General features: G+C 49.0%; 21 protein-coding genes. 10 read left to right on the top strand and 11 right to left on the bottom strand.

The window, feature by feature from the left end; all coding sequences use genetic code 11:
• The first annotated feature begins 17 nt into the window (after positions 1-17).
• Positions 18-530, top strand: coding sequence for a gamma carbonic anhydrase family protein (locus tag M4J38_RS16965; protein ID WP_251760994.1), 513 nt, complete (start codon positions 18-20; stop codon positions 528-530).
• Positions 531-569: 39 nt separating this feature from the next.
• A complete protein-coding gene (locus M4J38_RS16960) occupies positions 570-740 on the top strand; it encodes a hypothetical protein (protein WP_251760993.1) in 171 nt (56 codons plus the stop codon).
• 2 nt (positions 741-742) lie between these two features.
• On the opposite strand, the gene rsgA is transcribed toward M4J38_RS16960, so the two are convergent.
• The 6 genes from rsgA to M4J38_RS16930 form a co-directional block, all read right to left on the bottom strand.
• Complete coding sequence (rsgA, locus tag M4J38_RS16955; RefSeq protein ID WP_251760992.1) at positions 743-1,732, bottom strand: ribosome small subunit-dependent GTPase A; 990 nt, start codon at positions 1,730-1,732, stop codon at positions 743-745.
• 37 nt (positions 1,733-1,769) lie between these two features.
• Positions 1,770-2,771, bottom strand: a complete 1,002-nt coding sequence (locus M4J38_RS16950; RefSeq protein WP_251760991.1) for a VWA domain-containing protein — start codon at positions 2,769-2,771, stop codon at positions 1,770-1,772.
• Positions 2,771-3,649 carry a BatD family protein gene (locus M4J38_RS16945; protein WP_251760990.1) on the bottom strand — a complete coding sequence of 293 codons (879 nt, stop codon included), beginning with the start codon at positions 3,647-3,649 and terminating at the stop codon, positions 2,771-2,773. Before M4J38_RS16945 ends, M4J38_RS16950 begins: the two co-directional genes overlap by 1 nt.
• 3 nt (positions 3,650-3,652) lie before the next feature.
• Positions 3,653-4,522 (bottom strand): DUF58 domain-containing protein, encoded by an 870-nt coding sequence (locus M4J38_RS16940; protein WP_251760989.1) that lies wholly within the window; start codon positions 4,520-4,522, stop codon positions 3,653-3,655.
• A gap of 3 nt (positions 4,523-4,525) precedes the next feature.
• Positions 4,526-5,527 (bottom strand): MoxR family ATPase, encoded by a 1,002-nt coding sequence (locus tag M4J38_RS16935; protein WP_251760988.1) that lies wholly within the window; start codon positions 5,525-5,527, stop codon positions 4,526-4,528.
• 285 nt (positions 5,528-5,812) lie between these two features.
• The gene (locus M4J38_RS16930) at positions 5,813-7,507 is read right to left on the bottom strand and encodes an NAD+ synthase (RefSeq protein ID WP_251760987.1); all 1,695 of its coding nucleotides are present in this window, start codon (positions 7,505-7,507) and stop codon (positions 5,813-5,815) included.
• A gap of 107 nt (positions 7,508-7,614) precedes the next feature.
• Here M4J38_RS16930 and M4J38_RS16925 point away from each other — a divergent pair, with 107 nt between their 5' ends.
• Positions 7,615-8,643 carry a hypothetical protein gene (locus M4J38_RS16925; protein WP_251760986.1) on the top strand — a complete coding sequence of 343 codons (1,029 nt, stop codon included), beginning with the start codon at positions 7,615-7,617 and terminating at the stop codon, positions 8,641-8,643.
• A gap of 33 nt (positions 8,644-8,676) precedes the next feature.
• Here M4J38_RS16925 and M4J38_RS16920 read toward each other — a convergent pair whose 3' ends face one another.
• A complete protein-coding gene (locus tag M4J38_RS16920; protein ID WP_251760985.1) occupies positions 8,677-10,002 on the bottom strand; it encodes a Fic family protein in 1,326 nt (441 codons plus the stop codon).
• A gap of 223 nt (positions 10,003-10,225) precedes the next feature.
• Here M4J38_RS16920 and pheT point away from each other — a divergent pair, with 223 nt between their 5' ends.
• The 7 genes from pheT to M4J38_RS16885 all read left to right on the top strand — a co-directional run bounded on the left by pheT (position 10,226) and on the right by M4J38_RS16885 (position 16,381).
• Entirely contained in the window at positions 10,226-12,685 is a 2,460-nt protein-coding gene (pheT, locus tag M4J38_RS16915; protein ID WP_251760984.1) for a phenylalanine--tRNA ligase subunit beta, read from the top strand.
• A gap of 2 nt (positions 12,686-12,687) precedes the next feature.
• Positions 12,688-12,978, top strand: a complete 291-nt coding sequence (locus M4J38_RS16910) for a hypothetical protein (protein WP_251760983.1) — start codon at positions 12,688-12,690, stop codon at positions 12,976-12,978.
• Between the two features lie 20 nt (positions 12,979-12,998).
• Positions 12,999-13,307 (top strand): cell division protein ZapA, encoded by a 309-nt coding sequence (locus M4J38_RS16905; RefSeq protein WP_251760982.1) that lies wholly within the window; start codon positions 12,999-13,001, stop codon positions 13,305-13,307.
• A 66-nt stretch (positions 13,308-13,373) separates the two neighbouring features.
• A complete protein-coding gene (locus tag M4J38_RS16900) occupies positions 13,374-14,090 on the top strand; it encodes a ClpP family protease (RefSeq protein WP_256469241.1) in 717 nt (238 codons plus the stop codon).
• Positions 14,091-14,189: 99 nt separating this feature from the next.
• Positions 14,190-14,822 carry a ClpP family protease gene (locus M4J38_RS16895; protein ID WP_251760981.1) on the top strand — a complete coding sequence of 211 codons (633 nt, stop codon included), beginning with the start codon at positions 14,190-14,192 and terminating at the stop codon, positions 14,820-14,822.
• Between the two features lie 130 nt (positions 14,823-14,952).
• Entirely contained in the window at positions 14,953-16,188 is a 1,236-nt protein-coding gene (gene clpX, locus M4J38_RS16890; protein ID WP_251760980.1) for an ATP-dependent Clp protease ATP-binding subunit ClpX, read from the top strand.
• A gap of 22 nt (positions 16,189-16,210) precedes the next feature.
• Complete coding sequence (locus M4J38_RS16885; protein ID WP_251760979.1) at positions 16,211-16,381, top strand: hypothetical protein; 171 nt, start codon at positions 16,211-16,213, stop codon at positions 16,379-16,381.
• A 244-nt stretch (positions 16,382-16,625) separates the two neighbouring features.
• On the opposite strand, the gene M4J38_RS16880 is transcribed toward M4J38_RS16885, so the two are convergent.
• From M4J38_RS16880 to M4J38_RS16865, 4 genes are all read right to left on the bottom strand, one after another.
• Positions 16,626-18,593 carry an alpha-L-arabinofuranosidase C-terminal domain-containing protein gene (locus M4J38_RS16880; protein WP_251760978.1) on the bottom strand — a complete coding sequence of 656 codons (1,968 nt, stop codon included), beginning with the start codon at positions 18,591-18,593 and terminating at the stop codon, positions 16,626-16,628.
• A 35-nt stretch (positions 18,594-18,628) separates the two neighbouring features.
• The gene (locus M4J38_RS16875; RefSeq protein WP_251760977.1) at positions 18,629-19,579 is read right to left on the bottom strand and encodes a glycoside hydrolase family 43 protein; all 951 of its coding nucleotides are present in this window, start codon (positions 19,577-19,579) and stop codon (positions 18,629-18,631) included.
• 46 nt (positions 19,580-19,625) lie between these two features.
• On the bottom strand, positions 19,626-20,855 hold the full coding sequence (locus M4J38_RS16870; RefSeq protein WP_251760976.1) for a DUF2264 domain-containing protein: 1,230 nt from the start codon (positions 20,853-20,855) through the stop codon (positions 19,626-19,628).
• Between the two features lie 117 nt (positions 20,856-20,972).
• Positions 20,973-24,092, bottom strand: coding sequence for a glycoside hydrolase family 2 TIM barrel-domain containing protein (locus tag M4J38_RS16865; RefSeq protein ID WP_251760975.1), 3,120 nt, complete (start codon positions 24,090-24,092; stop codon positions 20,973-20,975).
• Positions 24,093-24,098 lie beyond the last annotated feature (6 nt).

The raw sequence follows: 24,098 nt of genomic DNA, 5'->3' as shown, positions 1-24,098 counted from the left end.
AACCAATACAAAAAGATATGCCCGTTATTCTGCCCGTGAACGGAATTGAACCCAGCTTCGGAGAGAACTGCTTCATCGCCCCCAATGCCACGATTGTGGGAACGGTGGTGATGGGCAACGATTGCAGCATCTGGTTCAACGCGGTAGTAAGGGGAGATGTGAATGCCATTTACATGGGGAATAAAGTAAATGTGCAGGATGGCGCGGTGATCCATTGCACGTACCAGAAAACAGCCACTAAAATCGGCAACAGTGTTTCCATCGGACACAATGCGATTGTGCACGGCTGCACCGTGGAAGACAATGTGCTGATTGGGATGGGCGCTATTGTGATGGACAATGCCGTGATTGGCAACCATTCCATTATAGCGGCAGGCGCAGTGGTGCTGGAAGGTACCATTGTGGAACCCGGATCCGTTTACGCCGGTGTTCCCGCCAAAAAAGTAAAAGACATCTCCCATGAGCTGATCCACGGGGAAATTGAACGCATCGCCAACAATTACCTGATGTATTCGGGTTGGTTCAAATAATAAGCACGGATGGAATTCGTTTTAAAGAAAATCCTACCCATGAAACCTGTATCACATCTTTTGAAATGTACGCTCCTGATGGCAGCCGCAATGATATTGCTGACCGCGTGTTCCCGCAAAAGCGGATGCCCCACCAATGGAAAGAATGTGGGTGCCGAAAGATTAATGAGTGGAGAGAAACTTCCTAAAGCAAAGAAATTCAGGGCTTAACACTACCATTTTTTTTCTTCTATCGACTCCAGGATATTGTAATAGCTCACATACCTGTTCTCGGAGATAATACCTTCGGCCACGGCATCTTTGATGGCGCAACCCGGCTCGTTGATGTGCAGGCAGTTGTTGAACTGGCATTCCTGCAAAAGCGCGCGCATTTCCGGGAAATAGTGGGAAAGTTCCTGTTTGGGGATATCTACCAGTCCAAATTCCCTGATCCCCGGGGTATCAATTATTTTCCCCCCGAAAGGCAGGTCGAACATTTCGGCGAAAGTAGTGGTATGCATGCCCTTTCCACTCCAATCGCTCACTTCGGTGGTACGCAGGTCCAGTTCAGGGAATATTGCGTTGATAAAGGTGGATTTTCCCACGCCGGAGTGTCCGCTCATTAAGGTGGTTTTATCTTTCAGCAAAGCCTTTACCTCTTCCACCCCTTCATTTTTCATCACACTCATACCGGCCACTTTGTAGCCGATAGCGGTGTACATTTCCCGGAGCGCTTCCAGTAAAGCGTGTTCCTTCTTCTTATATACATCCGTTTTATTGAACACGATCACCGCGGGCACATGGTATGCTTCCGCCGCTACCAGGAACCTGTCCAGGAATCCCTGAGAAGTGCGGGGTTCCTTCAGTGTGGCGATCAGCAATACCTGGTCGAGGTTGGCTGCCACGATATGCTGACTGAATTGTTTATTTGGGGAACGGCGCGCGATATGGTTCTTCCGTTCATGAATATGGGTAATGGTGGCTGTTTTTTCCAGTTCATTTTCCACTTCCATATCTACCCAATCGCCAACGGCAACCGGGTTGGTGGAGGTAATGCCATCAATTTTGAAAATGCCTTTGATCCGGGCGTTCCAGGGTGCTCCGCTTTCGGTTTTGGTCTGGTACCAGGAGCCGGTTGATTTGTAAACGAGTGCTTTCAGTATGGTGTTTTTAGAATGATAAGCTTGGATTGGAATTTGTGCCGAATCCAACGCAATCTGCATAAAATTCAACATCCAACATTCAAAATCCAAAATTCTTTTACGGGAACTTCCGCAACAACGTGTAACGCAGTATCATCTCCAGCGCCAGCAATCCCAGCGCAAGTACCACGAATGGGAAGAATTTTTCGTTTGAACGGGTATATGTGGTTACTTCAATTTTAGTTTTCTCCAACTTGTCAATCTCCTGGTAGATGGTTTTCAGCCCTTCCTTGTCTTTGGCGCGGAAGTATTTGCCTCCAGTTTCCTCTGCGATGCGGGTGAGGAGTTTTTCATCGATGTTCACCTTTTCGATCTGCATGATCACGCCGCGGGAAGTTTGTTGTGGTACCGGCGCCATTCCTTCAGAACCTACCCCGATGGTATATACTTTTATGCCCAGTGTTTTCGCCATTTCCCTGGCCGTGGAGGGATCGATAAGACCACCATTGTTTTCCCCGTCGGTCAACAGGATCACAATGCGGGAAGCGGCTTTGGAGTCTTTTAGGCGGTCCAGGCTGGTGGCGAGCCCGGAACCGATGGCGGTACCATCTTCTAAAAATCCACTTCTCATGCTGAAGAGCTGGTTTTTGAGGATGGCTTTATCCGTGGTGAGTGGGCATTGCGTGAAACTTTCTCCGGAGAAGATCACCAGGCCTATGCGGTCGGTGAGGCGCTGATCAATGAAATTTGCGGCCACTTCTTTCGCGGCTTCGAGCCTGTTCGGCTGGAAATCCTGGGCCAGCATACTGCCGCTCACATCCATACACAACATAATATCCACCCCTTCCCCGTTGAACTGTTCTTCCGTGTTTCGTTCCTGCGGTTGTGCGAGCGCAACAATGAGCGCGGCCATACCCAGCGCTCTGAAAATGAAAGGCAGGTGCCTCAGGTACTGCTTCCAGGAACCGGATTGGAAATGTTTTGTAGTAGATACCAGCAAGGTGCTTTTACCCTGCCTCAGGGAACGGATGTACCAGAACACCATCAGCGGGATCAGCAACAGCGCCCATAACACCCAGGGACGTGCGAAAACGATATGTTGCAGCCAGTCGTACAGCACTATGGTTGGTTGTTTAAACTTTTAATAATGTGGCGGATGCTGCCAATATGCGTGCTGTGCTCGTTCGGTGCCGGTTCATACTTCGCGAACTTCACCAGGTTGCAGGTACGCAGGGTTTGCGCCAGCAATTTGTAATCATCCTCCGGCAAAGGCGTTTTCTCCACTTCCAGCAGCAGGTCGTAAGTTGTTTTTCCAAACGCGTTCCAATTGAACTTTCGTTTCAGGAAAATGCGGAAAATGTAGGTCAAGCGCGTGTACCGTTCTTTTACCGGCATCTCCTCCGTTTCCAGGTCGTTCAGCAATTTCATGGCTTCTTCGTAAGGAGAAAGGTGCTCGTACCGCTTGATGGCCGGATGCTTATTGCGGTTCTTTCTCCACCAGAAAAAGATGAGCACGAGCGCCAGCAGACTGCCAACACCGGCGATCCAGTACAACCAGTTGATGTCGCCTTTTACTTCCTGTATATCTTTGATATCGTGGTATTCCTGCGGAACGCCGTTGGGAGAATACGTGACTTCAATAGGAATGGAATCGGACCGGTAAATGCGATCCCCCACTTCCAGGTGAAACGGCGGGATAACCTGCCTGCCGGAATCGAAACTGGTGAGCACCAGTTCCTGTTGAAGCAGGACCATTCCGCCCTGAATACTGGTATCTATCTTCCCCTGTTCAATCAGTTCAAAACCCGGAAGCGAATCGGCGATGGGAAAACCGGTAATCGCATTCTGGTCGCCAGTAACGGATATGTTTAACCGAAACTGATCGCCGATGAATAGCTTTTGCTTATCAGCTTTGGCCTGCACCTGCAACTGGGCGAATGCGGACAGGCAAATGAAGTTCAGCAGGAAAATTGGTATATATCGTAATGGGTTCTTCAACACTTACATTCTTTTGATAAAAAACTGTTGCAGCACTTTCACATAATCCTCATCTGTTCTGATGTAGAGCAGGTCGGCGCCCGCTTTCTTAAAATGTTCCTGGCACTGTGCTTCGTTTAAGCTGAACTGTTGTTTATAGGCGTACTGCACTTTAGCGCTGGAAGTATCTACCCAGGTAGTGGCGCCGGTTTCAGCATCTTCCACTTCCATCAGGCCAACGCGCGGCAGTTCCATATCCATTTTATCATAAACCTTTATACCGATCAGGTCATGCCTTCTGGCGGCCACTTTTAAAGCATCTTCATATTGTTCATCCACAAAATCGCTGAGCAGGAAAGCGATGCAGCGGTGCTTCAGCATATTGTTGGTGAAACGGATCGCTTCTTCAATGCGGGTGCCCTTTCCTTTGGGTTCGGCGGTGAGCAGTTCCCTTACGAGGTAAAGAATATGGTCGCGTCCTTTTTTCGGGGGGATGTATTTTTCGATCCGATCCGAAAAGAATACAGCGCCTACTTTATCCTGGTTCTTCATGGCGCTGAAAGCCAGTACGGCGCATATTTCAGTGATAAGGTCCTTTTTACGGAGGTGAGAAGTGCCGAAGAGAGAACTCTTTGAAATATCTACCATCAGCATCATCGTGAGTTCACGCTCCTCTTCAAAAACTTTGCTGTACGGGTGCCCGAGCCTTGCGGATACGTTCCAGTCGATGAACCTGGTATCGTCTCCCGCCTGGTATTCGCGTACTTCTTTAAAAAGCATACCCCTTCCTTTGAAGGCGGAATGGTATTCGCCTGCGAAGAGGTGGTTGGTGAGCTTTTTACTTTTTATTTCGAGTTCACGTACCTTTTTTAATATGGTCTGGATGTTGCTCATAGGTTATGGCACATCGATGGCACGGAGTACTTCATCCACCACATTTTCGGCACTGATGTTCTCGGCTTCCGCTTCGTAGGTGAGCCCTATGCGGTGGCGCATCACATCTTTGGCGATGCTGCGTACATCTTCGGGTATCACATAGCCTCTTTTCTGGAGGAAAGCATGTGCACGGGCCGCGAGCGCCAGGTTGATGCTGGCCCGGGGCGAACCGCCATAACTGATGAGTGGCTGGAGTTTGGAGAGTTTATACTGATCCGGGAAACGTGTGGCGAACACGATGTCCAGGATATAATTTTCAACTTTTTCGTCCATATAAATCGAACGGACGAGGTCCCTCGCTTCCAGTATTTCCTGCATGGACACCACGGGATTCACCTTCGCGGCTCCTTCCCCGAGTACCTGCTGTCGGATGATCTGTTGTTCTTCGGATTTGGAGGGGTAGCCCACGACTACTTTCAGCATGAACCTGTCTACCTGCGCTTCGGGCAGCGGATAAGTGCCTTCCTGTTCCAATGGGTTCTGGGTGGCCAGTACGAGGAAGGGTTCCTGTAAACGATAGGTGTTTTCGCCGATGGTCACCTGTTTTTCCTGCATGGCTTCGAGGAGGGCGCTCTGCACTTTGGCGGGGGCACGGTTGATTTCGTCGGCGAGGATGAAGTTGGCGAAGATGGGCCCCTTTCTCACCACGAACTCGTGCTTTTGCTGGTTGTAGATCATGGTACCCAGCACATCGGCGGGAAGCAGGTCGGGGGTGAACTGAATCCGGCTGAAATGCGCGTCCACCGCTTGCGACAGTGATTTGATGGTAAGGGTTTTGGCCAGACCGGGAACGCCTTCCAACAGTACGTGCCCGTTGCTCAATAACCCGATCAGCAGGCGATCGAGCATGTATTGTTGTCCTACGATCACTTTGGAAAGCTCCTGCTGCAATCTTTCCGTGAAATTGCCCGCCAACTGTATCTTCTCGTTCAGCAAACGGATATCCTCGGCTGTTTTCACCATACTTTTAAGCGATTGGTTTAGATGTTCGTGTTGTGCAATTTAAAGAAGTATGCAAAGAGTTGGCCAAAAAAAGAACAGGGTGGCCCAAGGAAATGATGAGCGGATCCGTTTTTTTCCGTCCGGCAAACGATAAAAAAACGGGTTGCCGCTTTGTGTAAACACGCGGATGGTAGCGGAAAAGCACCTCGGTGGCACCGGTTTTACCAAAAACTACAGATTTCACCATTATCACATAGCATAAAACGAAGCTGAAATCACGGACAATTTTCCTGACAAAACACCTGCTTACGAAAGGTATTTTCCTACAATCGGCACTCTTCTACCTACCCCGAAGGCCTTGGTACTTACCCGGATGATGGGACAGAACTGGTTGCGTTTGTATTCGTTGGTGTTCACAAGTTTCAATACCCTGTTCACCAGTTGCGGATCAAATCCCGCGGCAATGATGGCGCCGGGTCCCATCCTCTTTTCGATGTATTGGAAAAGCACCTGGTCGAGTTGGTCGTAGTCGGGCAGACTATCGCTGTCCTTTTGGTTGGGCCGCAACTCGGCGGAAGGCGCTTTGGTAATGATGTGTTGGGGGATAATTTCTTTGTGCCGGTTGATGTACTGCGCAAGGGCGTACACCTGTATTTTGTACACATCGCCCAGCACGCTGAGCCCGCCGGCCATATCGCCATAAAGCGTGCCGTAGCCGGTGGCCAGTTCACTTTTATTGGAAGTATTCAGGAGGATATAACCGAATTTATTGGCGATGGCCATCAGTATATTTCCCCGTATCCGGCTCTGCATGTTTTCTTCCGCCAGGGAAAAAGGCAGGTTACCGAAAATGGGTTGTACGGTTTCCAACATGGTTTCATACACATCCTTAATAGCCACGATATCATAAGGATTGCCCAGGTTCCTGCTGAGTTCCACGGCATCGTTCACGGAATGTTCTGTGGAATATGGGGATGGCAGAAGGATGGCACGAACATTTTCCGGACCGAGTGCTTCACAGGCCAGCGCCAGGGTAACAGCACTGTCGATACCGCCGCTGCTGCCAAGGATGGCGCGGGTGAACCCCATTTTTGAAAAGTAATCGCGGATGCCCATCAGCAAAGCCTCATACACCTGGCCGATGTTCCTTTTTTCGACGAGGTAATCCGATAAGGTAGCAGAAGTGAGTGCCGGAGAAGGTTCTACCGGCAGCGGAGGTTGTCCTTGCACCAATGTTATTCCTTCTTCGTTCCATTCCACCACGGCTGTATCTTCCGTGAAATAGCCCAGTTCGGAAACCAGTTTCGCCGATGCGTTGTATACAAGGCTTCCTCCGTCGAAAACGATCTCGGTTTGAGAACCTACCGCATTGCAATACACCATGGGCAGTTTGTACTTCCGCACATTGGCCTGAACAATGGCTTTCCGTGCCTCATCGTGGTCGTAATCAAAAGGAGAAGCGGAAATATTGATCATGATATCGGGCTGTTGCGCCATCAGCACATCCATGGGGCAAACTCTGTACAGTGGATTATCGCCCAGGTTCCAGATGTCCTCGCATATGGTAATGGCCAGTTTTTTTCCTTTGAATTCCAGCACCTTCCATTCGTAAGCGGGTTCAAAATAGCGGTATTCATCAAAAATATCGTAGGTGGGCAGCAATGTTTTGTGTACTTCTCCCTGTATCTTCCCTTCATACAATAAAAACGCCGCGTTGAACAAGTCTTTCCCTTCCCTGATGGGGTTCCTGGCGGGGGCGCCTATAATGACACCAATGCCCCGGGTATGTTCCGCGATGCGCTGAATGGTTTGATACGATTGCTCAATAAAATCGCTGAATTCGAGAAAATCGCGGGGCGGATAGCCGCATACGGAGAGTTCAGAAAAAACAATAAGGTCGATCCCCTCCAGCTTTGCGGCTTCGATGGCCGCGATCATTTTGTTCCCGTTCTGTTCAAAGTTCCCGATATGGTAATTCTGCTGCGCAAGTTTTATTAACATGAGGCCTTGTTTTGAGGTTGAATGAAGCATCTTCACAAAATGCAATTAACGGTCCCGGTTCAACTGCAAGTTGCTAAATTTACGCTCACATTTACAAGCTATTGACTATGAACCGCAAATTTAGCGTCCTTCCACTTATTTCAGTCATCCTGATCACATTAGCGGGTTGCGGGGGTTCCGGCCATCCCGATGTGTCGCATATTAAGGTAAAAATGGACGTGCTCCGGTTCGACAGCGCGGTGTTCGCAGCCGATACGGCCCAACCGCAGCAGGCATTGCTGCAACTGAAGCAGCGTTATCCTTCTTTCACCAATGATTTCTCCCAATATATTCTGGGCATCGGGCCAGTGAGTGATACCATGCCACCCCAGGCAGCGCAGGCTTTTCAATTCTTTTTGACGAGTTATCGTCCGGTTTATGATTCGCTCGCCGCAACGCGGAAAGCCTGGGACAAAACAGAGCCCGCGCTCCTGGAAGCGTTCAGGCACTTAAAATACTATTTCCCCGAATACGCTGTTCCGGAAGTTGTAGTGTATGTTGGTCCCTTTGATGCGCCCGGTGTCGCGCTTACCGAAAACGCCATGGCCATCGGGCTGCAACTGTATGGCGGTAAGGATTTCTTTTTCTACAAAACCATGCAGGGTCAGGCCATGTTCCCCGAATACATCTCACGGCGCTTTGAACCGGCTTATATTCCCGTGAACGCGATGAAAGCCGTGCTGGACGATATGTACCCTATTGATCCCAACGAAAGTTCCCTGCTGGAGAAAATCGTTTCTTCAGGAAAACAACTCTACATGCTGGATCTGTTGCTTCCTGGAACACCTGATTCCTTAAAAACCGGCTTTACTGCGGATCAACTGGCTTTCTGCAGGGAGAACGAGGGCGCCATCTGGAACGTACTGCTCAAAACAACGGACATCTATACACTGGACCAATCCATGATACGCATATTCGTTGGCGATGCGCCTTCTACAGAAGTACTTGGCCCTAACTCTCCCGGCAATATAGGGCAGTTTGTGGGCTGGAAAATGGTGCAGAAATACATGAGTAAGTTCCCGGAAATAAAGCCCGATTCGCTGATGCGGATTGGGGCGAAAGATTTGTTTTTGCAGAGCGGGTATAAGCCGAAATAAGAGTTTGACTTGACCGCGGTAAAGAAAAGTTCGCTATTTCAGTCCGAGCTTTTCCATGAAATTTTTAGCAGGAAGAAAATGAACTTTCTTTCCTGTTTTACGATCGTTCAGGATTCCCCTGCGAACAAGTCCTGCAAGATCATTTCTGGCCGTCTGGTTACTCACTGCGAACCTGGTTTCAATTTGCTTTACCGAGAAATACAAGGAGGGATCACGCGTTATTTCGTGTATAATAGCGATCTGGCGATCATTAAAATCAGTATTTCTGAGCATGGTCAACGCCTGTTGCTTCTCTGCATTTTTTCTGCCAACATAAGACTTCAGGTCCTGTAATGCAATATGAATGGCCCTCAGGTTATACATTACAAAATATGTAAGGTCGTTACTGTCGCGTTCCGTATGCAAATAAGCCATAGCGTACCGGGACTTTGATTTGAGGATAATCCTGGATACCGACATGTATTCAATAAGCCAATACCCCTTTTTAATCAGGTACCAGTAAAATATAGTTCTGGCTGTTCTTCCGTTACCATCGGAATAAGGATGTATGTAGCCAATCAGAAAATGTAAAACAATAGCTTTTGTAATTGGATGTATGAAGAATGCGCCGGTGTCTTTATCGTTCGCAAATGCACAAAAATCCTCCATAAGCTCATCCAGGTGTTCGAATGATGGGGGAACATGCAATACTTTTCCTGTTTGATTATCGATCACTTTTACCTTGTCATCACTTCGGAAAGCGCCTTCCTCCTCCTTTGAAAGCGTAGAACGGGTGAGCGTACCGTGCAAATGATTCAGGTTTTTAATGGAAAATGGTTCTTCTTTGTGTTCCATGATCCATTTCATGGCGTTGAAGTTGTTGAGGATCATCTGTTCCGAACTGTTTTTCGGCTTTCTGGCTGTTTCCAACATTTCTTTTGCGACCCTCCTTGTAGTAGCGGCACCCTCAAGCTGACTGGAGGCAATGGCCTCCTCCATCAATGTGCTGATAAGATAACGCTCCTTTTCAACGGAGGGTATAAGATGATCGCCCTGTAAAAACCCACCCAGGTGCATGTCAAATTCATGAAGGTATTCCTGCACAATAGAAGGTGAAGCTATTCTGAATCTGAAATTTTCCCTTTTTGAAGGTGTGATAACTTTATAGGATGCGCGTCGTATTTTAACCGCGTACCATAGTTTCAAAGGATCAAATCCCCAGCTTCTGGCGATGTATTTCCATTTATCCCAGTAATAATATTTATTCTCTGTCAGTTCCAAAAATTCATAGAACCTTCCGGCAGTAACCAGGTCATCAAGGATAGAACCATAATTAAATTCTTTGCCCTGAAGATTGGGCGGAAGTTCCGGAATGCGCATATTTCTTCATATTTGTTCACAAATTAGGACTTTTAAAGTAGAAATCTCCTAATTTATTAATGATTAGGAGATAATAATAAAAGATAGATAATTGATATTGAATTATTTAATAAAAATTATCTCAAAAAAACCAAAATAAAAGATCATTATAACCTCAACACAGACTCTTCCACCGCCACCGGCCAAAAAACCCTATTTTTGCGCCCAATAACCATATCATACAATGACGATCTCTTACAATTGGCTGAGTGAATATCTTCCCCCCATGCCCGGCCAGGCGGCCGGGAATACCCAGATTGAACCGGAAAGGCTTTCGAAGATACTCACCTCCATAGGACTGGAAGTGGAATCAATGGAGAAATACGAAGCGGTGAAAGGCGGCCTTCAGGGCCTGGTGACAGGCGAGGTGCTCACCGCTGAGCAACATCCCAATGCCGATAAACTGAAACTCACCACCGTGAATACCGGTGGCCCTCAACCGCTGCAAATTGTTTGCGGGGCTCCTAATGTGGCCGCCGGACAAAAAGTGATTGTGGCCACCGTTGGTACCACCATCTACCCTAAAACCGGTGATCCGTTAACCATGAAAGTGGCCAAGATACGTGGCATGGAAAGCTACGGCATGATCTGCGCGGAAGATGAGATTGGCCTGGGTGAAAGTCATGCGGGAATTATGGTATTACCTGCTGATACGCCTGTAGGGATGTCTGCTGCGGAACTCTTTAAACCCTATTCAGATATCATTTACGAGATCGGTCTTACCCCGAACCGCATGGACGCGATGAGCCATCTTGGTGTGGCGCGCGATGTTTGCGCTTACCTCACCCACCACGAGAAAAAGGATTTCAGGGTGAAAACACCGTTCGCCAACGGGTTCAAAGCCGACAACCAGGACCTGCCCATCAAAGTAACCATCGAGAACAAAGAAGCCTGCCAGCGGTATGCCGGCGTGAGTATATCTGGCGTGAAGATCGGCCCATCCCCTAAATGGATGCAGGATAAACTACAGGCCATCGGCGTGCGCCCGATCAATAATATCGTTGACATCACAAACTATATTTTACACGAAACGGGCCAACCCCTGCACGCCTTCGATGCCGATGCAGTAAAAGGCAACACCGTTATCGTGAAGAACTGCGCTGAAAATACGCCCTTCATCACGCTTGATGAAAAGGAACGCAAACTCCACCCAGAAGACCTGATGATCTGCAACGCAGAGGACCCCATGTGCATCGGCGGTGTGTTTGGCGGACTCACAAGTGGCGTAAAGGATACTACCACAAAAATCTTCCTGGAAAGCGCCTGGTTCAATCCTATTGACATCAGGAAAACTTCGTTCCGCCACGGGTTGCGTACCGATGCCGCCACCCGTTTTGAAAAAGGGGTGGATATTTCCAATACCGTGAACGTACTCCGCCGTGCCGCACTGCTCATCAAAGAGATCGCCGGAGGAGAAATTTCATCGGATATCGTGGATGTGTACCCGAACCCCAAAGAGAAGGTGCAGGTGGCCCTCAAGCACCATTACCTGAAAAAACTCAGTGGTAAGAATTACCATCCCGATACCATGCGGAAAATCCTTACCAGTCTTGGTTTCGACTTCCTCAAAGAAGGGATGGACGATACCTGGTGGGCCGTTCCTTACAGTAAACCCGATATCACCCTTCCGGCCGATATCGTGGAAGAGATCATGCGCATAGATGGCCTGGACAATGTAGAAATTCCCGAAGCTATCTCCATCACGCCTTCCGTAGAAACCGACGGCCACAAATACCATTACCAGGAAAAGATCGCCGGTTTCCTGAACGGGATGGGCTTTGCCGAGATATTCACCAACTCCATCACCAACAGCGCTTATTATGATGAAGAAGTGCTGCAGCAAACGGTGAAGATGCTCAACAACCTGAGTGCTGAACTGGATGTGATGCGTCCCTCCATCCTGGAAACAGGACTGGAATCCGTAGCCTTCAACCTGAACCGCCGTCAGAAGAACCTGCGTTTCTTTGAATTCGGCAAAACCTACCATACTTCAGGACCTGGCGCGTACAGCGAGCAACAACACCTGGCCATCCTGGTTACAGGGAATAAAGTCGCCGGCAGCTGGAACGCCAAAGAACAGGCGGCAGATTTTTATTACCTGAAAAGCGTGGTGCTGAACATATTGAGCGCCTGCGGCCTGAAGCCTGAAAAACTGGTGGAAGCGCCTGCAACGGCCAATATGGCGCAGGGACTGGAAGCGGTATGCCAGGGCTATTCGCTGGTTCGTTTCGGAGCCGTAAGCAATGCCTCACTCAAAAAATTTGATATCAAACAACCCGTGCTGTTCGCCGATTTCAACTGGGATCAACTCATGAAAATGGCGGCCACACAACAAAAGGCTTTCCGCGAACTGCCCAAACAGTTGCCGGTAGAACGCGACCTGGCCCTCGTGGTTACAAGCGGCACGGCTTTTGAAAAGGTGGAAGCGGCCATCAGGTCGGTGAAACTCCCGTTGCTGCAACAAGTCCGTCTTTTCGACGTGTTCGAAAGCGAGAAACTGGGCGCGGGGAAAAAGTCGCTGGCCGTGAACTTCACGTTCCTCGATGAGGAGAAAACCCTCACCGATAAAGAGATCGACGCGATGATGCAACAACTGATGAACGCGCTCGAAAAAGAACTGGCCGCCGAAATCAGGAAAGGTTAACCATGCACCAGCAACTTGAACATACCAAACGCATTCAATCCAAACTCCAGGGCCTGGTGAAAGAACTCACCGGGCTCCGGAAGGAAAATGCCGAACTAAAACAACAGGCAGCGGCCTGGCAGGAAAAGCTGGCCAGCCAAACCAACCTTGTGGGCCAACTCACTGAACAATTGGAACTGCTGAAAATGAATACCGGCAAAGGCTGGGATGATGCCACACGGGAAGCCATGGAAAAACGCCTGCAGCAATACATCAAAGAGATCGACCGCTGCCTCGCCATGCTGAACGATTAATCCAGAACACAATAGACATTATGTCCGAAGCGCTTATTCCAGTAAATATCCTCATCGGCGACCGCACCTACCGCATCCGCATTCATCCCAAAGATGAAGAAGGAGTGCGTCGTACCGTGAAAAAAGTGAACGATAAAATTCTGGAATTCAAAACCTCATTTGCAGGAAAGGACATGCAGGACTATATCGCCATGGTGATGATCTGGCTCGCCTCGCTTACCCTGGAACAACCCGAAGCCTGGACGGATTTTTCGGACCTGGATACCGAGTTGGAAAAAATCGAAAAAACCATCGATTCATGCCAGCCTGACAGTAATTTGGAAATTTAAGTGTTTGGACGGAGATTTGAGAGCAAGAACAGGCACACCATTCTTAAATAGGATAAAATAATGAATATGAATCCAGGCAAAGAATTCGAAAAATACGCAGTGAAGCACAGAGGCATGTCCAGCCTCACGTTGCACGACTACAACAAGCACATTACCAACACCATCGATCCAAATCTCGTTACCAATCTCACCCCGAATATCATTGAGGAACGTCCCATGAACATCGCCGTGATGGACGTGTACAGCCGTTTGATGATGGACCGCATCATCTTCCTCGGTTACCCCATCAACGATGAAGTGGCCAACATCATCATCGCACAGATGTTGTTCCTCGACAGTACCGACCGCGCCCGCGATATCCAGATGTACATCAATTGCCCGGGAGGTGCCGTATATTCAGGATTAGGTGTGTACGATACCATGCAGTATGTTTCTCCTGATGTATCCACCATCTGTATTGGAATGGCCGCTTCCATGGGACAGGTACTGCTTTGCGCAGGTACCAAAGGAAAAAGGACCGCGCTGAAACACAGCCGCGTAATGATCCACCAACCCAGTGGCGCCATCGGCGGACAAGCCAGCGATATCGAAATCACCGTGAACGAGATCAGGAAACTGAAAAGAGAACTGTATGACATCACTGCTTTCCACACCGGGAAAGATGCCAAACAGATCGAAACCGACAGCGACCGCGACTACTGGCTCACCGCCGAAGAAGCGAAAGCCTACGGCCTCGTGGATGAGGTATTGATTCAGAATCCAAGGAAAGAACACAGAGACTAATAATTTTGGATTTTGAATTCTAAATTTTGAATGAAAAGTGCACCTGGCGCTCAATTCAAAATCCAACATCCAAAATTCAACATTCAAAAAAATTACACCATGAATCTTTCAAACTATAATAAGATGGCCTTCAGGATGGACGAGGAAGAAGAAAAACAACCGGAAGATAAGAGAGATGACCTGATGATGCTGAATAAGAAACTTGAAAAATATTTCTTCGACAAAAGAAGCGTGTACCTCTGGGGACCCGTGGAAGATAAATCCGCAAGGGAAATCGTAACGAAACTCCTGTTGCTCGATGCGCACGAACCTGGCAAAGAGATCAAATTCTACATCAACAGTCCGGGTGGTGTGGTTACCAGCGGTATGGTAATTTACGATACCATGCGCATGATCCAGTCGCCGGTAAGCACCATTTGTATGGGACTCGCTGCCTCCATGGGTTCTATCCTTTTAAGTGGCGGTAAAAAAGGAAAACGCTTTATCTACCCGCACGGTGAGGTGATGATTCACCAGCCAAGTCTGGGAGGCTACATGCAGGGCGTAAGCGCCGATCTTGAAATACAGGCCGTTCAAACCCAGCGCGTAAAAGAACTGGGCGCAAGGATACTTGCGGAGAATTGCGGTAAGAAATTTGAGCAGATCATGAAGGATTTCGACCGCGATTACTGGATGGATGCCAAACATGCCGTGGAATATGGCATTGTTGATGGTGTGATCGACAAATTATAACAATCAGCTATTTATCCACAATTCCCCTGTAATTTGCCGTTTTATGCAGCATTACAGGGGTTTTTCATAGTCTATTACTATGAGGAGTGCCTATTAAAGGGTACCTTTACGATCAGAAACGAAACAATACATGGCGAAGAACAATTTACATTGCTCCTTTTGCGGCCGCGGCAGAGACGAGGTGAAGATCCTTATCGCGGGACAGGAAGGGCATATCTGTGAGAACTGTGTGGAACACGCCCAGGAGATCATTGAGCAGGAACTGATGGTGCGCGACGACAATCCATCCTCTCAATATAAACTCACCGTGAAAAAACCCATGGAAGTGAAAACCTTCCTGGATGAATACATTATCGGTCAGGACGATGCCAAAAAAGTACTGGCCGTGGCGGTGTACAACCACTACAAAAGACTTCAGCAAAAAACCACCGATACTTCTGAGATTGAGATCGAGAAAAGCAATATCGTAATGGTGGGCGAAACCGGTACGGGTAAAACCCTGCTGGCCAAAACCATCGCCCGTTTGCTCAATGTGCCTTTCGCCATTGTGGACGCGACCGTATTCACCGAGGCCGGATATGTTGGGGAAGATGTGGAAAGCATCCTCACCCGCTTGCTCCAGGTCTGCAACTACGATGTACCCGCCGCTGAAAAAGGCATCGTGTACATCGACGAGATCGATAAGATCGCACGTAAAGGCGACAACCCCTCCATCACGCGTGATGTGAGCGGAGAAGGCGTGCAGCAAGGTTTACTGAAACTCCTGGAAGGTACCGATGTGCTCGTGCCGCCACAGGGGGGCCGTAAACACCCGGAACAGAAACTCATCAAGGTCAACACGCAGAATATCCTCTTCATTTGCGGCGGCGCATTTGATGGCATCGATAAAGTGATCTCCCGCCGGGTGAACACTAACGCGATCGGCTTCAATGTGAACAAAGAAATGCAGGACGCGGCTAAGAAGAACTTACTGCAATACGTGAATGCGCAGGATCTGAAGTCATTTGGTCTTATACCCGAATTGCTGGGTCGCCTGCCCGTGGTTACCTACCTGAACCCGCTGGATGCACCTACTTTGCGTTCGATTCTTACCGAACCAAAGAACTCACTCATGAAGCAGTACATGAAGTTGTTCGAACTGGAAGGCATCAGCCTTACGATCGATAACGCCGTGTATGATTTTATGGTGGAGAAAGCCATGGAATACAAATTGGGCGCAAGGGGTCTCCGTTCCATCTGCGAAAGCATTCTTACCGACGCCATGTTCGAACTGCCCTCTTCTAATGAGAAATCGTTCCATGTCACGGAAGAATATGCGAAAAGCAAGTTCGAGAAGAGCAAGATGAATATGCTGAAAGTAGCCTGATAACCGAATAAATCACACGTCAATGAATGATCTGCTGGATCGCCTGAAAGCGGAAGGTTTAACAGAGGAGCAGGCTTACAAAGCCATTTCCGTAATCAAAGATTTTACAAAAGAGAAATTCCCGTTGTTCGCGGGAGCGATTGATAAACTGTTTGATAAGTATAAGCCGAAGGAAGAAGATTTTCTGGATTAGAAGTTCAATTCCGGTGGGTTTATAAATAGGAAAAGCCTGTATCGCACTAACGATACAGGCTTTTTTTGGGCCTCACCCCGCCCCCTCTCCCGGGGGAGAGGGACAGCGTTCAGGGTATTCGATTCGGTTAGTGGGGAAAGACGAATATCCCTTCATTAACGTTATGGTAAATCGTTGAGCACTGTGTTGCTGAACACTTGGGTTGGATTTCTTGCAGGATCAACTCAAGTAGTGGAACTGTATTTTACTTGTTGCCGACTTCGATGACCTGGAAACTTTTTGCCGGAACGGTAAGTTGAAGCATTCCTTTTTTAACGCTGCCTGTACTTTCTTTGGGTGTTACGGCAGTGGGCTCTTCCACAGAATTATACTGCATCAGATCGGTGGAAGAAAGTGTTTTTACCCCTACTTTCTTCGTGTTTTTCCAACCAGTTGGTTGGATATTAATCACGCGTTCCACCGCTGCGTTGTTCACCAGTTTCACGTACAATTTACCAGTTGGCTCATCTATTACAGCACTTGCGTACAGGCTGTCCTGTCCGGTAACGGGAACGCCGTTCAGGAGTGCGGGTACTACTTTTGTGCCCTTGTAATTGGCGTAAAGTTTCTGAACATAATAATTCGGGGTACCCACTGCTTTCAGGTTATCGAACCAGATCAGGTCTGGGCGCCACTGCCAGGCTTCCACGTGGGCGAACAGGGGCGCATAGGCACACATTTGCACCACGTCGGCATTGCGTTCCAGACCGGTCATATAAGCCGCTTCCGCCAGGGCGCTGAGCCAGGTATTGCGCGATTCGGGCGCCTTATCCTCTTTACCATGGGCGGCGTATTCACCCGCGAATACTTTGGGACCGGTGCGGTCGTAGGAGTCGTAGCGCTTCGCGTTGTTGAAAAACCAGTCGGGACTAACATAATAATGCTCATCAATGAAAGCGGGGCCCAGCTTTTTCAATTCTTTCCAGGCGTACTCGAACTGCGGACCTGAATAATACGGGCCGGAGCCGGAAATGATTTTTATTTCGGGGTATTTTTCTTTGAGCCTTTTTTCGAAACGTTTGTAACGTTCAATATACTGCACATCCCACTGTTCGTTGCCCACGCCCAGCATGGTGAGGTTGAAGGGCGCCGGGTGCCCCATATCGGCGCGGAGCTTTCCCCACTTCGTTTGTACGCTTCCGTTAGCGAATTCTATCAGATCCAGCGCATCCTGTATGTAAGGTTCCAGTTCGTCGAGGTCCACCACTTCACCGGTATTGTACTGGCAGGCCATACCACAGTTGAGGATGGGCAGCGGTTGCGCGCCGAGGTCTTCGGAAAGGAGAAAATATTCATAGAACCCCAGTCCGAAACTCTGGAAATAATCGGGCGCTGAACGGTGTGCGAATTCGGTGTTCCAGCGGTTGATGATAAGTTCGCGGCTTTCTACCGGGCCTACCGTTTTTTTCCATTGGTACCGGTTGTTCAGGTCGCGCCCTTCAACGATACAGCCACCTGGAAAACGAACGAAACCGGGCTTCATATCGGCGAGCAGTTGCACGAGGTCTTTGCGCAAACCACCGGGTCTGCCTTTCCAGGTATCGCGGGGGAACAGGGATATCATATCTGCATCCACAACGCCCGTTCCCTTGAATACGAGACGGAGTTTGCCTTTGGCCGTGGTTTCCTTTGCGGTTACAGCCGCCACGTATTTCTTCCAGCCTGATCCCGAAGCCGCCACAGGCGAACTTCCGATTACCTGGTTCTTCTCATTTAAAAGTTCTATTTCCAGTTGCACATTGCGTGCCCTGCCCATATCGGCCCACATCGAAAAATCGTAGGTATCATTCGCTTTCAGCCCCATACCGCGGAAGCCTTCGTTCACCAGCTGGTAACCGGAGTCCGGTGCATTGATGGTGATCTTTGCATACCTCGGGTTAGCGCTGCTCATTTCCTGGTGATTGGTGATCAGCACATTCCCGGTGTTCCGCCTGGTTTCCCGCCAGCCCATCATGGGCATAGAAAATTCAAAAGAGCGGTTCTTCACCAGTTCAGCATAAAGGCCGCCATCGGCGCCAAAGTTGATGTCCTCAAAAAAAACACCCCACATGGTGGGTTGAACCGGGGCAATGGTTTTACCTGCCTGCACCACAATGGTAGCGGGCGATTGAGCCGTTGCGGTGGTAATGGAGAGCATACCGGAAAGGGCCAATGCAATGGAAACTTTTTTCATGATGTCGTATTTAAATAGCGAAGCAAACAACGGGGTTATTTTTTCAGCAATTGCTGCATGTTATCGAATTCAGCTTTCGTGACGGAGAAAACGGTACCATGACGCGTGCCTTTCGGAAACTGAACTTTGTCGGAGATATCGGTCCAGTTCACCAGGTCCTTAGAAGAAACGGCGCCATATTTATGTTCGGTGTATTTGTCGAAGTAAACGATCCATTCATCGCCAACTTTAATTACTGTTGGTCCTTCGGCCCAGTATTTTCCGGTGATGGGGGCAGATGGTTTTCCGTATCCACTTGTCAGTTTTTTACTGGTGGCGGTGCGGAGGTTTTTCTGGGCCACGGGTACTTTTGTTTCATCCTTCAGGAACATGACGAATTTCTTTCCAATCTTATGGATCGTGGCATCAATTACATTGAAGCCCTGATCATACATCACTTTCGCGGTGGAAAATTTCTTAAAATCCTTTGTGGTAACATAATACATCCGGTGGTTATTGTCGTTGCCGGGAATATCCGTTTCCGGGAAACGTCCGGGAATCGTCGTAGCCCAATAGATCACATATTGTTTTTTCTTTTTATCGTAAGTGATCTCGGGTGCCCAGCAGTTCTTCGCTTCCGGTTCGTGCATCATGACAGGAATGAATTGTTGTTCCGACCAGTTCACCAGATCAGGAGAAGACGCATATCCGATACCACGATCCTTCCAGCTTACGGTCCATACCATGTGGAACAGGCCATCCGCGCCTTTGATGATGCAGGGGTCGCGCATGAGTTTATCGCTGGCCACTGTGGGTTTCAACAGCGATTTATCATTGTTCATCGCTTCCCATTTCAATCCGTCCATGCTGTAAGCCATGTGTAGGCCATCTTCTCCATTCCCTTTAAAATAGCTGAACATGTAAACTTTATCCTGGGAAAAAGTGGATAGAACAGGAGAAAAAAACAGCACACTAAGCAGTGCTTTAACGAAGACTTTTTTGAACATAGCTTAACCGGTTGGGGGAAATCCCGTAAGTTTTAAAAATACATTTTTATTTCAGATCGAGGGCATGGTCCACCTTCGCGTCTTGCCCACTCCAGATGGCCGCGGAGGACCAAGGCGTGTCCGGATCAGCCCAGAAAGGATCAGTTTCCGGCAGGCCCAGCGGGAGGAAGATGGTTGCGCACAAGTAAAGCGACCCCGTGGTGATGTAAAAATCAGCCAGACCTGGTTGTTCTCCATAAAGGCCCAGCGTGAGCCATCCCTTTTCATTAAAAGTTTTTGGCGCACCCAATGTCCGCGTAATCACTGCGGTAAGGGCACCGCGTACCTGCGCGGGCTTTAAACCTGGCGGCAATCGCTTTCGTGCCGCCATATCGGCCAGGTGCTGGAAAGCGCCGCCACGGTACACGATGGAACGACCGATAGCGGGAAAGCTTCCATCAGCATTGATGAGGCGTTCCTGTATCTCCGCGTACCGCTTACTGATCTTATCGAACTTCGGCACGAACCAGTTGTAACTCTTTCCGGTAACCTCCAGGATCGCGGTGAGGTAGGGCTGGATCACATAACTATTGTAATAATCCAGCGCGAAGTTCATGCCATCGGAAAACATGCCATCACCGGTGTACCAATGCTGCGCGAATTCCCTCACACCAAATTCAATTCTAACTTTATCATAAGGATAGCCATATTTCAGGAAAAACGTTTCTATCATCGCCTGGAAGAGAATCCAGTTGGAATAAACCGGAACAGTGTTCCGTGTTCTCACAAACACCTCCACCGTTCTTTTACGGGTCAGTTCATCGGTGTTTTCCCAGATCCACGGGCAGCGGACCAGGCCCAGGGCGAGGAAAGAAGCATCCACCAATGGTTGTCCACCGTCCCACAACATATAATCGTTGGTGGAGGAATCCACTGCGTTGGCCAATGCTTTGAGGGTCCAGGCGCGGTATTGTGCACGCAGGGCCTTTTCGTTGGCATCACCGGCTTCGCTTTGGAGCCAGGGAGCGATGCCGCTCATGGTGCGCCCGAAAGCTTCCAGGTAGCTTACCCGCGTGCGGTGATTCCTGTTATCGATATTGGGCGCTGTTTCTACCGGCATATTGATTTTAAGGCTATCATTGGCCAGGTTGTACAGCACGGGGCGCACTACTTTCTGCATGTGCATCAGCCATTGCTGGCGCACAGTGGCTGGTGGTTGCGTGGTTGGTTTCCCTTTCTTCTGGGCGAAGAGGGGGGAAGAAAGGAGGCAGAGGAGTAAGAATTTCGCTGGGCGCATGTAAGTTTATTTCTGACAGTATTAGTTTTCAACTGGTAAGGTATCCGTTGCGTCGTAGCGTCGTTGCGAGAAAAAAATAATTTCTCGCAACGACGCTACGACGCAACGGGAAAACTGCTATTCCACTAACCGCATGATATAACTATAACTGTACTTCTTATCCATCAACCGGAACTCCCTGTGCGGTTGCGCGCCCCAGCTGTTATCGCCACCCACGCCACGTTGGCGCAGATCGATGTGGAGGAACACATTATCACGGGGTTTCACATCAGTGGGATGTTGCTGCTTCTTGGTGAGTCCCGGATCCAGGTCTTCAGTCATTACGTTGAGCGCGCTAAAGCCGAGGGGTTGGGTGCCTTCTATCACAAGACCCTGACCTGCGGCATTCTTCAGGGAGAGCCAGCGGGTATCGGTGTGGTAACCGTTTTCCTGCGGACGGATATAGTGCTTCACCCATTGGTTCTGCACCTTATCTTTGAATAAGCCAATAAAAGAAGCGTTGTTCCTGTCCTCGTAATTCTCCCATGGGCCTCGGCCATAGTATTCCAGGTTATCGAATTGTCTGGGCAGTTCCAGGCGCATACCGAAGCGCGGCAATTCAGGCAGTTTCTTCCCGGTAAGATCGATGGACGCGGTCACTTTAATGGCACCATCATTTTGAATGAGGTATTCCACCGCATAAGGCGCCTGTACATCATTCAATTCATATTCAACGGTAATTTTCATGCCTTCAGCGCTCTTCTCTCCTACTGTTACTTTCTTCACCTCTTTGTTGAGGTGGGCCGTGCGCCACGCACCTGCATAAGATTGAAAGTTCGCACCAAAATCGTTGTCGGTTGGCGCTCTCCAGAAGAAGGGCTGGGGGAACCTGCCCACCACACGGTGGTTGTTGATGGTATAGGAATTCAGGTTGCCATTGCGTGTATCAAATTCACCGCTTACATTGCCGGAAGTAAATTTCAACCTGTTGCCTTCGGTGGTCACTTTCAGTTCGCCACCTTTATCGAAATCGTGCGCGAACCAGGATACGCCGTTCAGGCTAAATTGTTCCGTAGCCACTTCGTGACCGGCCGGCACCAATTCAGTAGCATTCTTCGTGTAAGCATGAAGGTTAACGAAGAACTCTGTTCCCGGCAAAGCTTTGATCATGGGCAAAGGAAGTTTGATGTCCTTTTCTTTTCCCGGAGCGAGTTCTACGGTGAATGGACGCAACTCTCCCTCGGTACCGTTATTGGCAAGCGCCCATTTGAACTCGAATTGATCGAGGTTGGTGAACGCGAAATCATTTTTCACCGTTACAATACCCAGCGCCGCGTCTTTCACTTTAAAATTAATGTGCTGGTAATACCGTTTTACTTCGTACAAACCGGGGTGCGGTGTTCTGTCCGCTGCAACCAGTCCATTCGCGCAGAAGTTTTCATCGTTCTGCAAATGGTATCCGCCGAGGTCTCCGCCATAAGCCCAGAAAGTACGGCCGTCGGTGGTTTTCGTTTTCAGCCCCTGGTCTACCCAATCCCAGATAAATCCCCCCTGCATTTGTTTGGAGGATGCCACGATGTCCCAATAGGTTTTGAAGTTCCCACTGCTGTTGCCCATGGCGTGGGAGTACTCGCACATGATGTAAGGACGCGTTTTATCCGTGGCCGCGGCATATCTTTTCATATCGTTGATGCCGGGATACATGGGGCAAACGATATCGGTATTGCTGTTTTCACCGGCTTGTTCGAATTGAACCGGACGGGAAGCATCGCGTTGTTTCATCCATTTGTACGCCTCGTAGAAAACGGGACCGTTTCCACATTCGTTGCCCATGCTCCAGATGATGATACTGGCGTGGTTCTTATTTCTTTCCACCATACGCTGAATCCTGTCGAGGTGTGCCGGTGCCCACAAGGGAAGGTAAGCGGGATGTTTTGATTTATCGAATCCACCCTGCCACTCAGCGCCCATACCATGTGTTTCAATGTTGGCTTCGTCTACGAGGTACAAGCCATATTCATCACAGAGTTTGTACCAGCGGGGATCGTTGGGGTAATGGCTGTTTCGCACCGCGTTGATGTTGAACAACTTCATCAGTTTAATATCGCGGATCATCGATTCGGTGGTAAGCGTGTGGCCATCCACCTCATCGTGTTCGTGGCGGTTGGTGCCTTTCACCAGCACGGGCATCCCGTTCACATGTAATTGCGCGTTCTTAATCTCAACTTTACGGAAACCTGTTTTGGAAGAAGTGATGCCGATTGTTTTACCGGCTGCATCTTTCTGGGTGATGAGGCATGTATAGAGGTTCGGGTATTCCGCACTCCATTTTAAAGGATTCTTCACCGTTCCGTTGAACGCAACCTGGGTGATATCACCGGTTCCACCCGTGATTTTTTTCTCTTGCCTGAACACGTTTTTTCCCTGCTTATCCAGCAGTTCCACCACGATAGCGCCTGCATTGGAAGCGCCTTCAAATTTCCGGACATCAACAACCGCAGAGAAAATACCGTTCGTATATTTTGCATCGAGGTCAGCTTTCAGGAAGAAATCCCAGATCGTGGATTTGGGATAAGCCTGCAGGTAAACATCACGTTCGATGCCGCTGAGTCGCCAGAAGTCCTGGTCCTCCAGGTAAGATCCATCATGCCAGCGGTACACCTGAACCGCAAGCAGGTTCTCTCCTTTCTTCAGCAGTTTTGTAATGTTAAACTCCGCCGGTGTTTTGGCGGCTTTGGTCATGCCGGCCTTTTGGCCATTCACATATACCTGCGCATAACCTGATATGGAACCGAAATGAAGGATAATCTCCTGACCGTCCCAGTTTTCGGGTACGGTAAACGTTTTGCGGTAGGTGCCTACAGGGTTGTAATTATTATCTACATACGGGGGATTCCTCGGATGCGGATAAGTAACATTCGTATAGATAGGAATACCGAATCCTTTCATTTCCCAGTTGGAAGGAACGGGAATGCTCTTCCAGGCCGCATCATTCAACGAGGGCGCGTAAAAATCTTTCACGGCATCCGCGGGCTTATCGGCATACACGAATTTCCATGCACCGTTCAACGAACGGTAGCGGGAAGATTGCGCGTAATCATCTTTGGCGGCTGTGGCAGCATCGTTATACAACATGAACGTAACATGCGATTTCTCTTTGTGCTGGTCGAGGATCGCAGGGTTTTCCCATTCATTCTGCTGTGCCCCTGCGAACAGTGCACTGAAGATGGCGAGAAAACTAAAAAGCAACTTTTGCATGAGCGC

Source organism: Parasegetibacter sp. NRK P23 (genome assembly GCF_023721715.1).
GTDB lineage: Bacteria > Bacteroidota > Bacteroidia > Chitinophagales > Chitinophagaceae > Parasegetibacter.
This window is presented reverse-complemented; position numbering and strand designations above follow the sequence as displayed.

Excerpts from the sequence above, each read along its gene's own strand:
- M4J38_RS16965 (WP_251760994.1), top strand. The coding sequence starts at position 18 with ATGCCCGTTATTCTGCCCGTGAACGGAATTGAACCCAGCTTCGGAGAG.
- M4J38_RS16960 (WP_251760993.1), top strand. The coding sequence starts at position 570 with ATGAAACCTGTATCACATCTTTTGAAATGTACGCTCCTGATGGCAGCC.
- rsgA (WP_251760992.1), bottom strand. The coding sequence starts at position 1,732 with ATGCAGATTGCGTTGGATTCGGCACAAATTCCAATCCAAGCTTATCAT.
- M4J38_RS16940 (WP_251760989.1), bottom strand. The coding sequence starts at position 4,522 with ATGAGCAACATCCAGACCATATTAAAAAAGGTACGTGAACTCGAAATA.
- M4J38_RS16935 (WP_251760988.1), bottom strand. The coding sequence starts at position 5,527 with ATGGTGAAAACAGCCGAGGATATCCGTTTGCTGAACGAGAAGATACAG.
- M4J38_RS16930 (WP_251760987.1), bottom strand. The coding sequence starts at position 7,507 with ATGTTAATAAAACTTGCGCAGCAGAATTACCATATCGGGAACTTTGAA.
- M4J38_RS16925 (WP_251760986.1), top strand. The coding sequence starts at position 7,615 with ATGAACCGCAAATTTAGCGTCCTTCCACTTATTTCAGTCATCCTGATC.
- M4J38_RS16920 (WP_251760985.1), bottom strand. The coding sequence starts at position 10,002 with ATGCGCATTCCGGAACTTCCGCCCAATCTTCAGGGCAAAGAATTTAAT.
- pheT (WP_251760984.1), top strand. The coding sequence starts at position 10,226 with ATGACGATCTCTTACAATTGGCTGAGTGAATATCTTCCCCCCATGCCC.
- M4J38_RS16910 (WP_251760983.1), top strand. The coding sequence starts at position 12,688 with ATGCACCAGCAACTTGAACATACCAAACGCATTCAATCCAAACTCCAG.
- M4J38_RS16905 (WP_251760982.1), top strand. The coding sequence starts at position 12,999 with ATGTCCGAAGCGCTTATTCCAGTAAATATCCTCATCGGCGACCGCACC.
- M4J38_RS16900 (WP_256469241.1), top strand. The coding sequence starts at position 13,374 with ATGAATCCAGGCAAAGAATTCGAAAAATACGCAGTGAAGCACAGAGGC.
- M4J38_RS16895 (WP_251760981.1), top strand. The coding sequence starts at position 14,190 with ATGAATCTTTCAAACTATAATAAGATGGCCTTCAGGATGGACGAGGAA.
- clpX (WP_251760980.1), top strand. The coding sequence starts at position 14,953 with ATGGCGAAGAACAATTTACATTGCTCCTTTTGCGGCCGCGGCAGAGAC.
- M4J38_RS16885 (WP_251760979.1), top strand. The coding sequence starts at position 16,211 with ATGAATGATCTGCTGGATCGCCTGAAAGCGGAAGGTTTAACAGAGGAG.
- M4J38_RS16880 (WP_251760978.1), bottom strand. The coding sequence starts at position 18,593 with ATGAAAAAAGTTTCCATTGCATTGGCCCTTTCCGGTATGCTCTCCATT.
- M4J38_RS16875 (WP_251760977.1), bottom strand. The coding sequence starts at position 19,579 with ATGTTCAAAAAAGTCTTCGTTAAAGCACTGCTTAGTGTGCTGTTTTTT.
- M4J38_RS16870 (WP_251760976.1), bottom strand. The coding sequence starts at position 20,855 with ATGCGCCCAGCGAAATTCTTACTCCTCTGCCTCCTTTCTTCCCCCCTC.
- M4J38_RS16865 (WP_251760975.1), bottom strand. The coding sequence starts at position 24,092 with ATGCAAAAGTTGCTTTTTAGTTTTCTCGCCATCTTCAGTGCACTGTTC.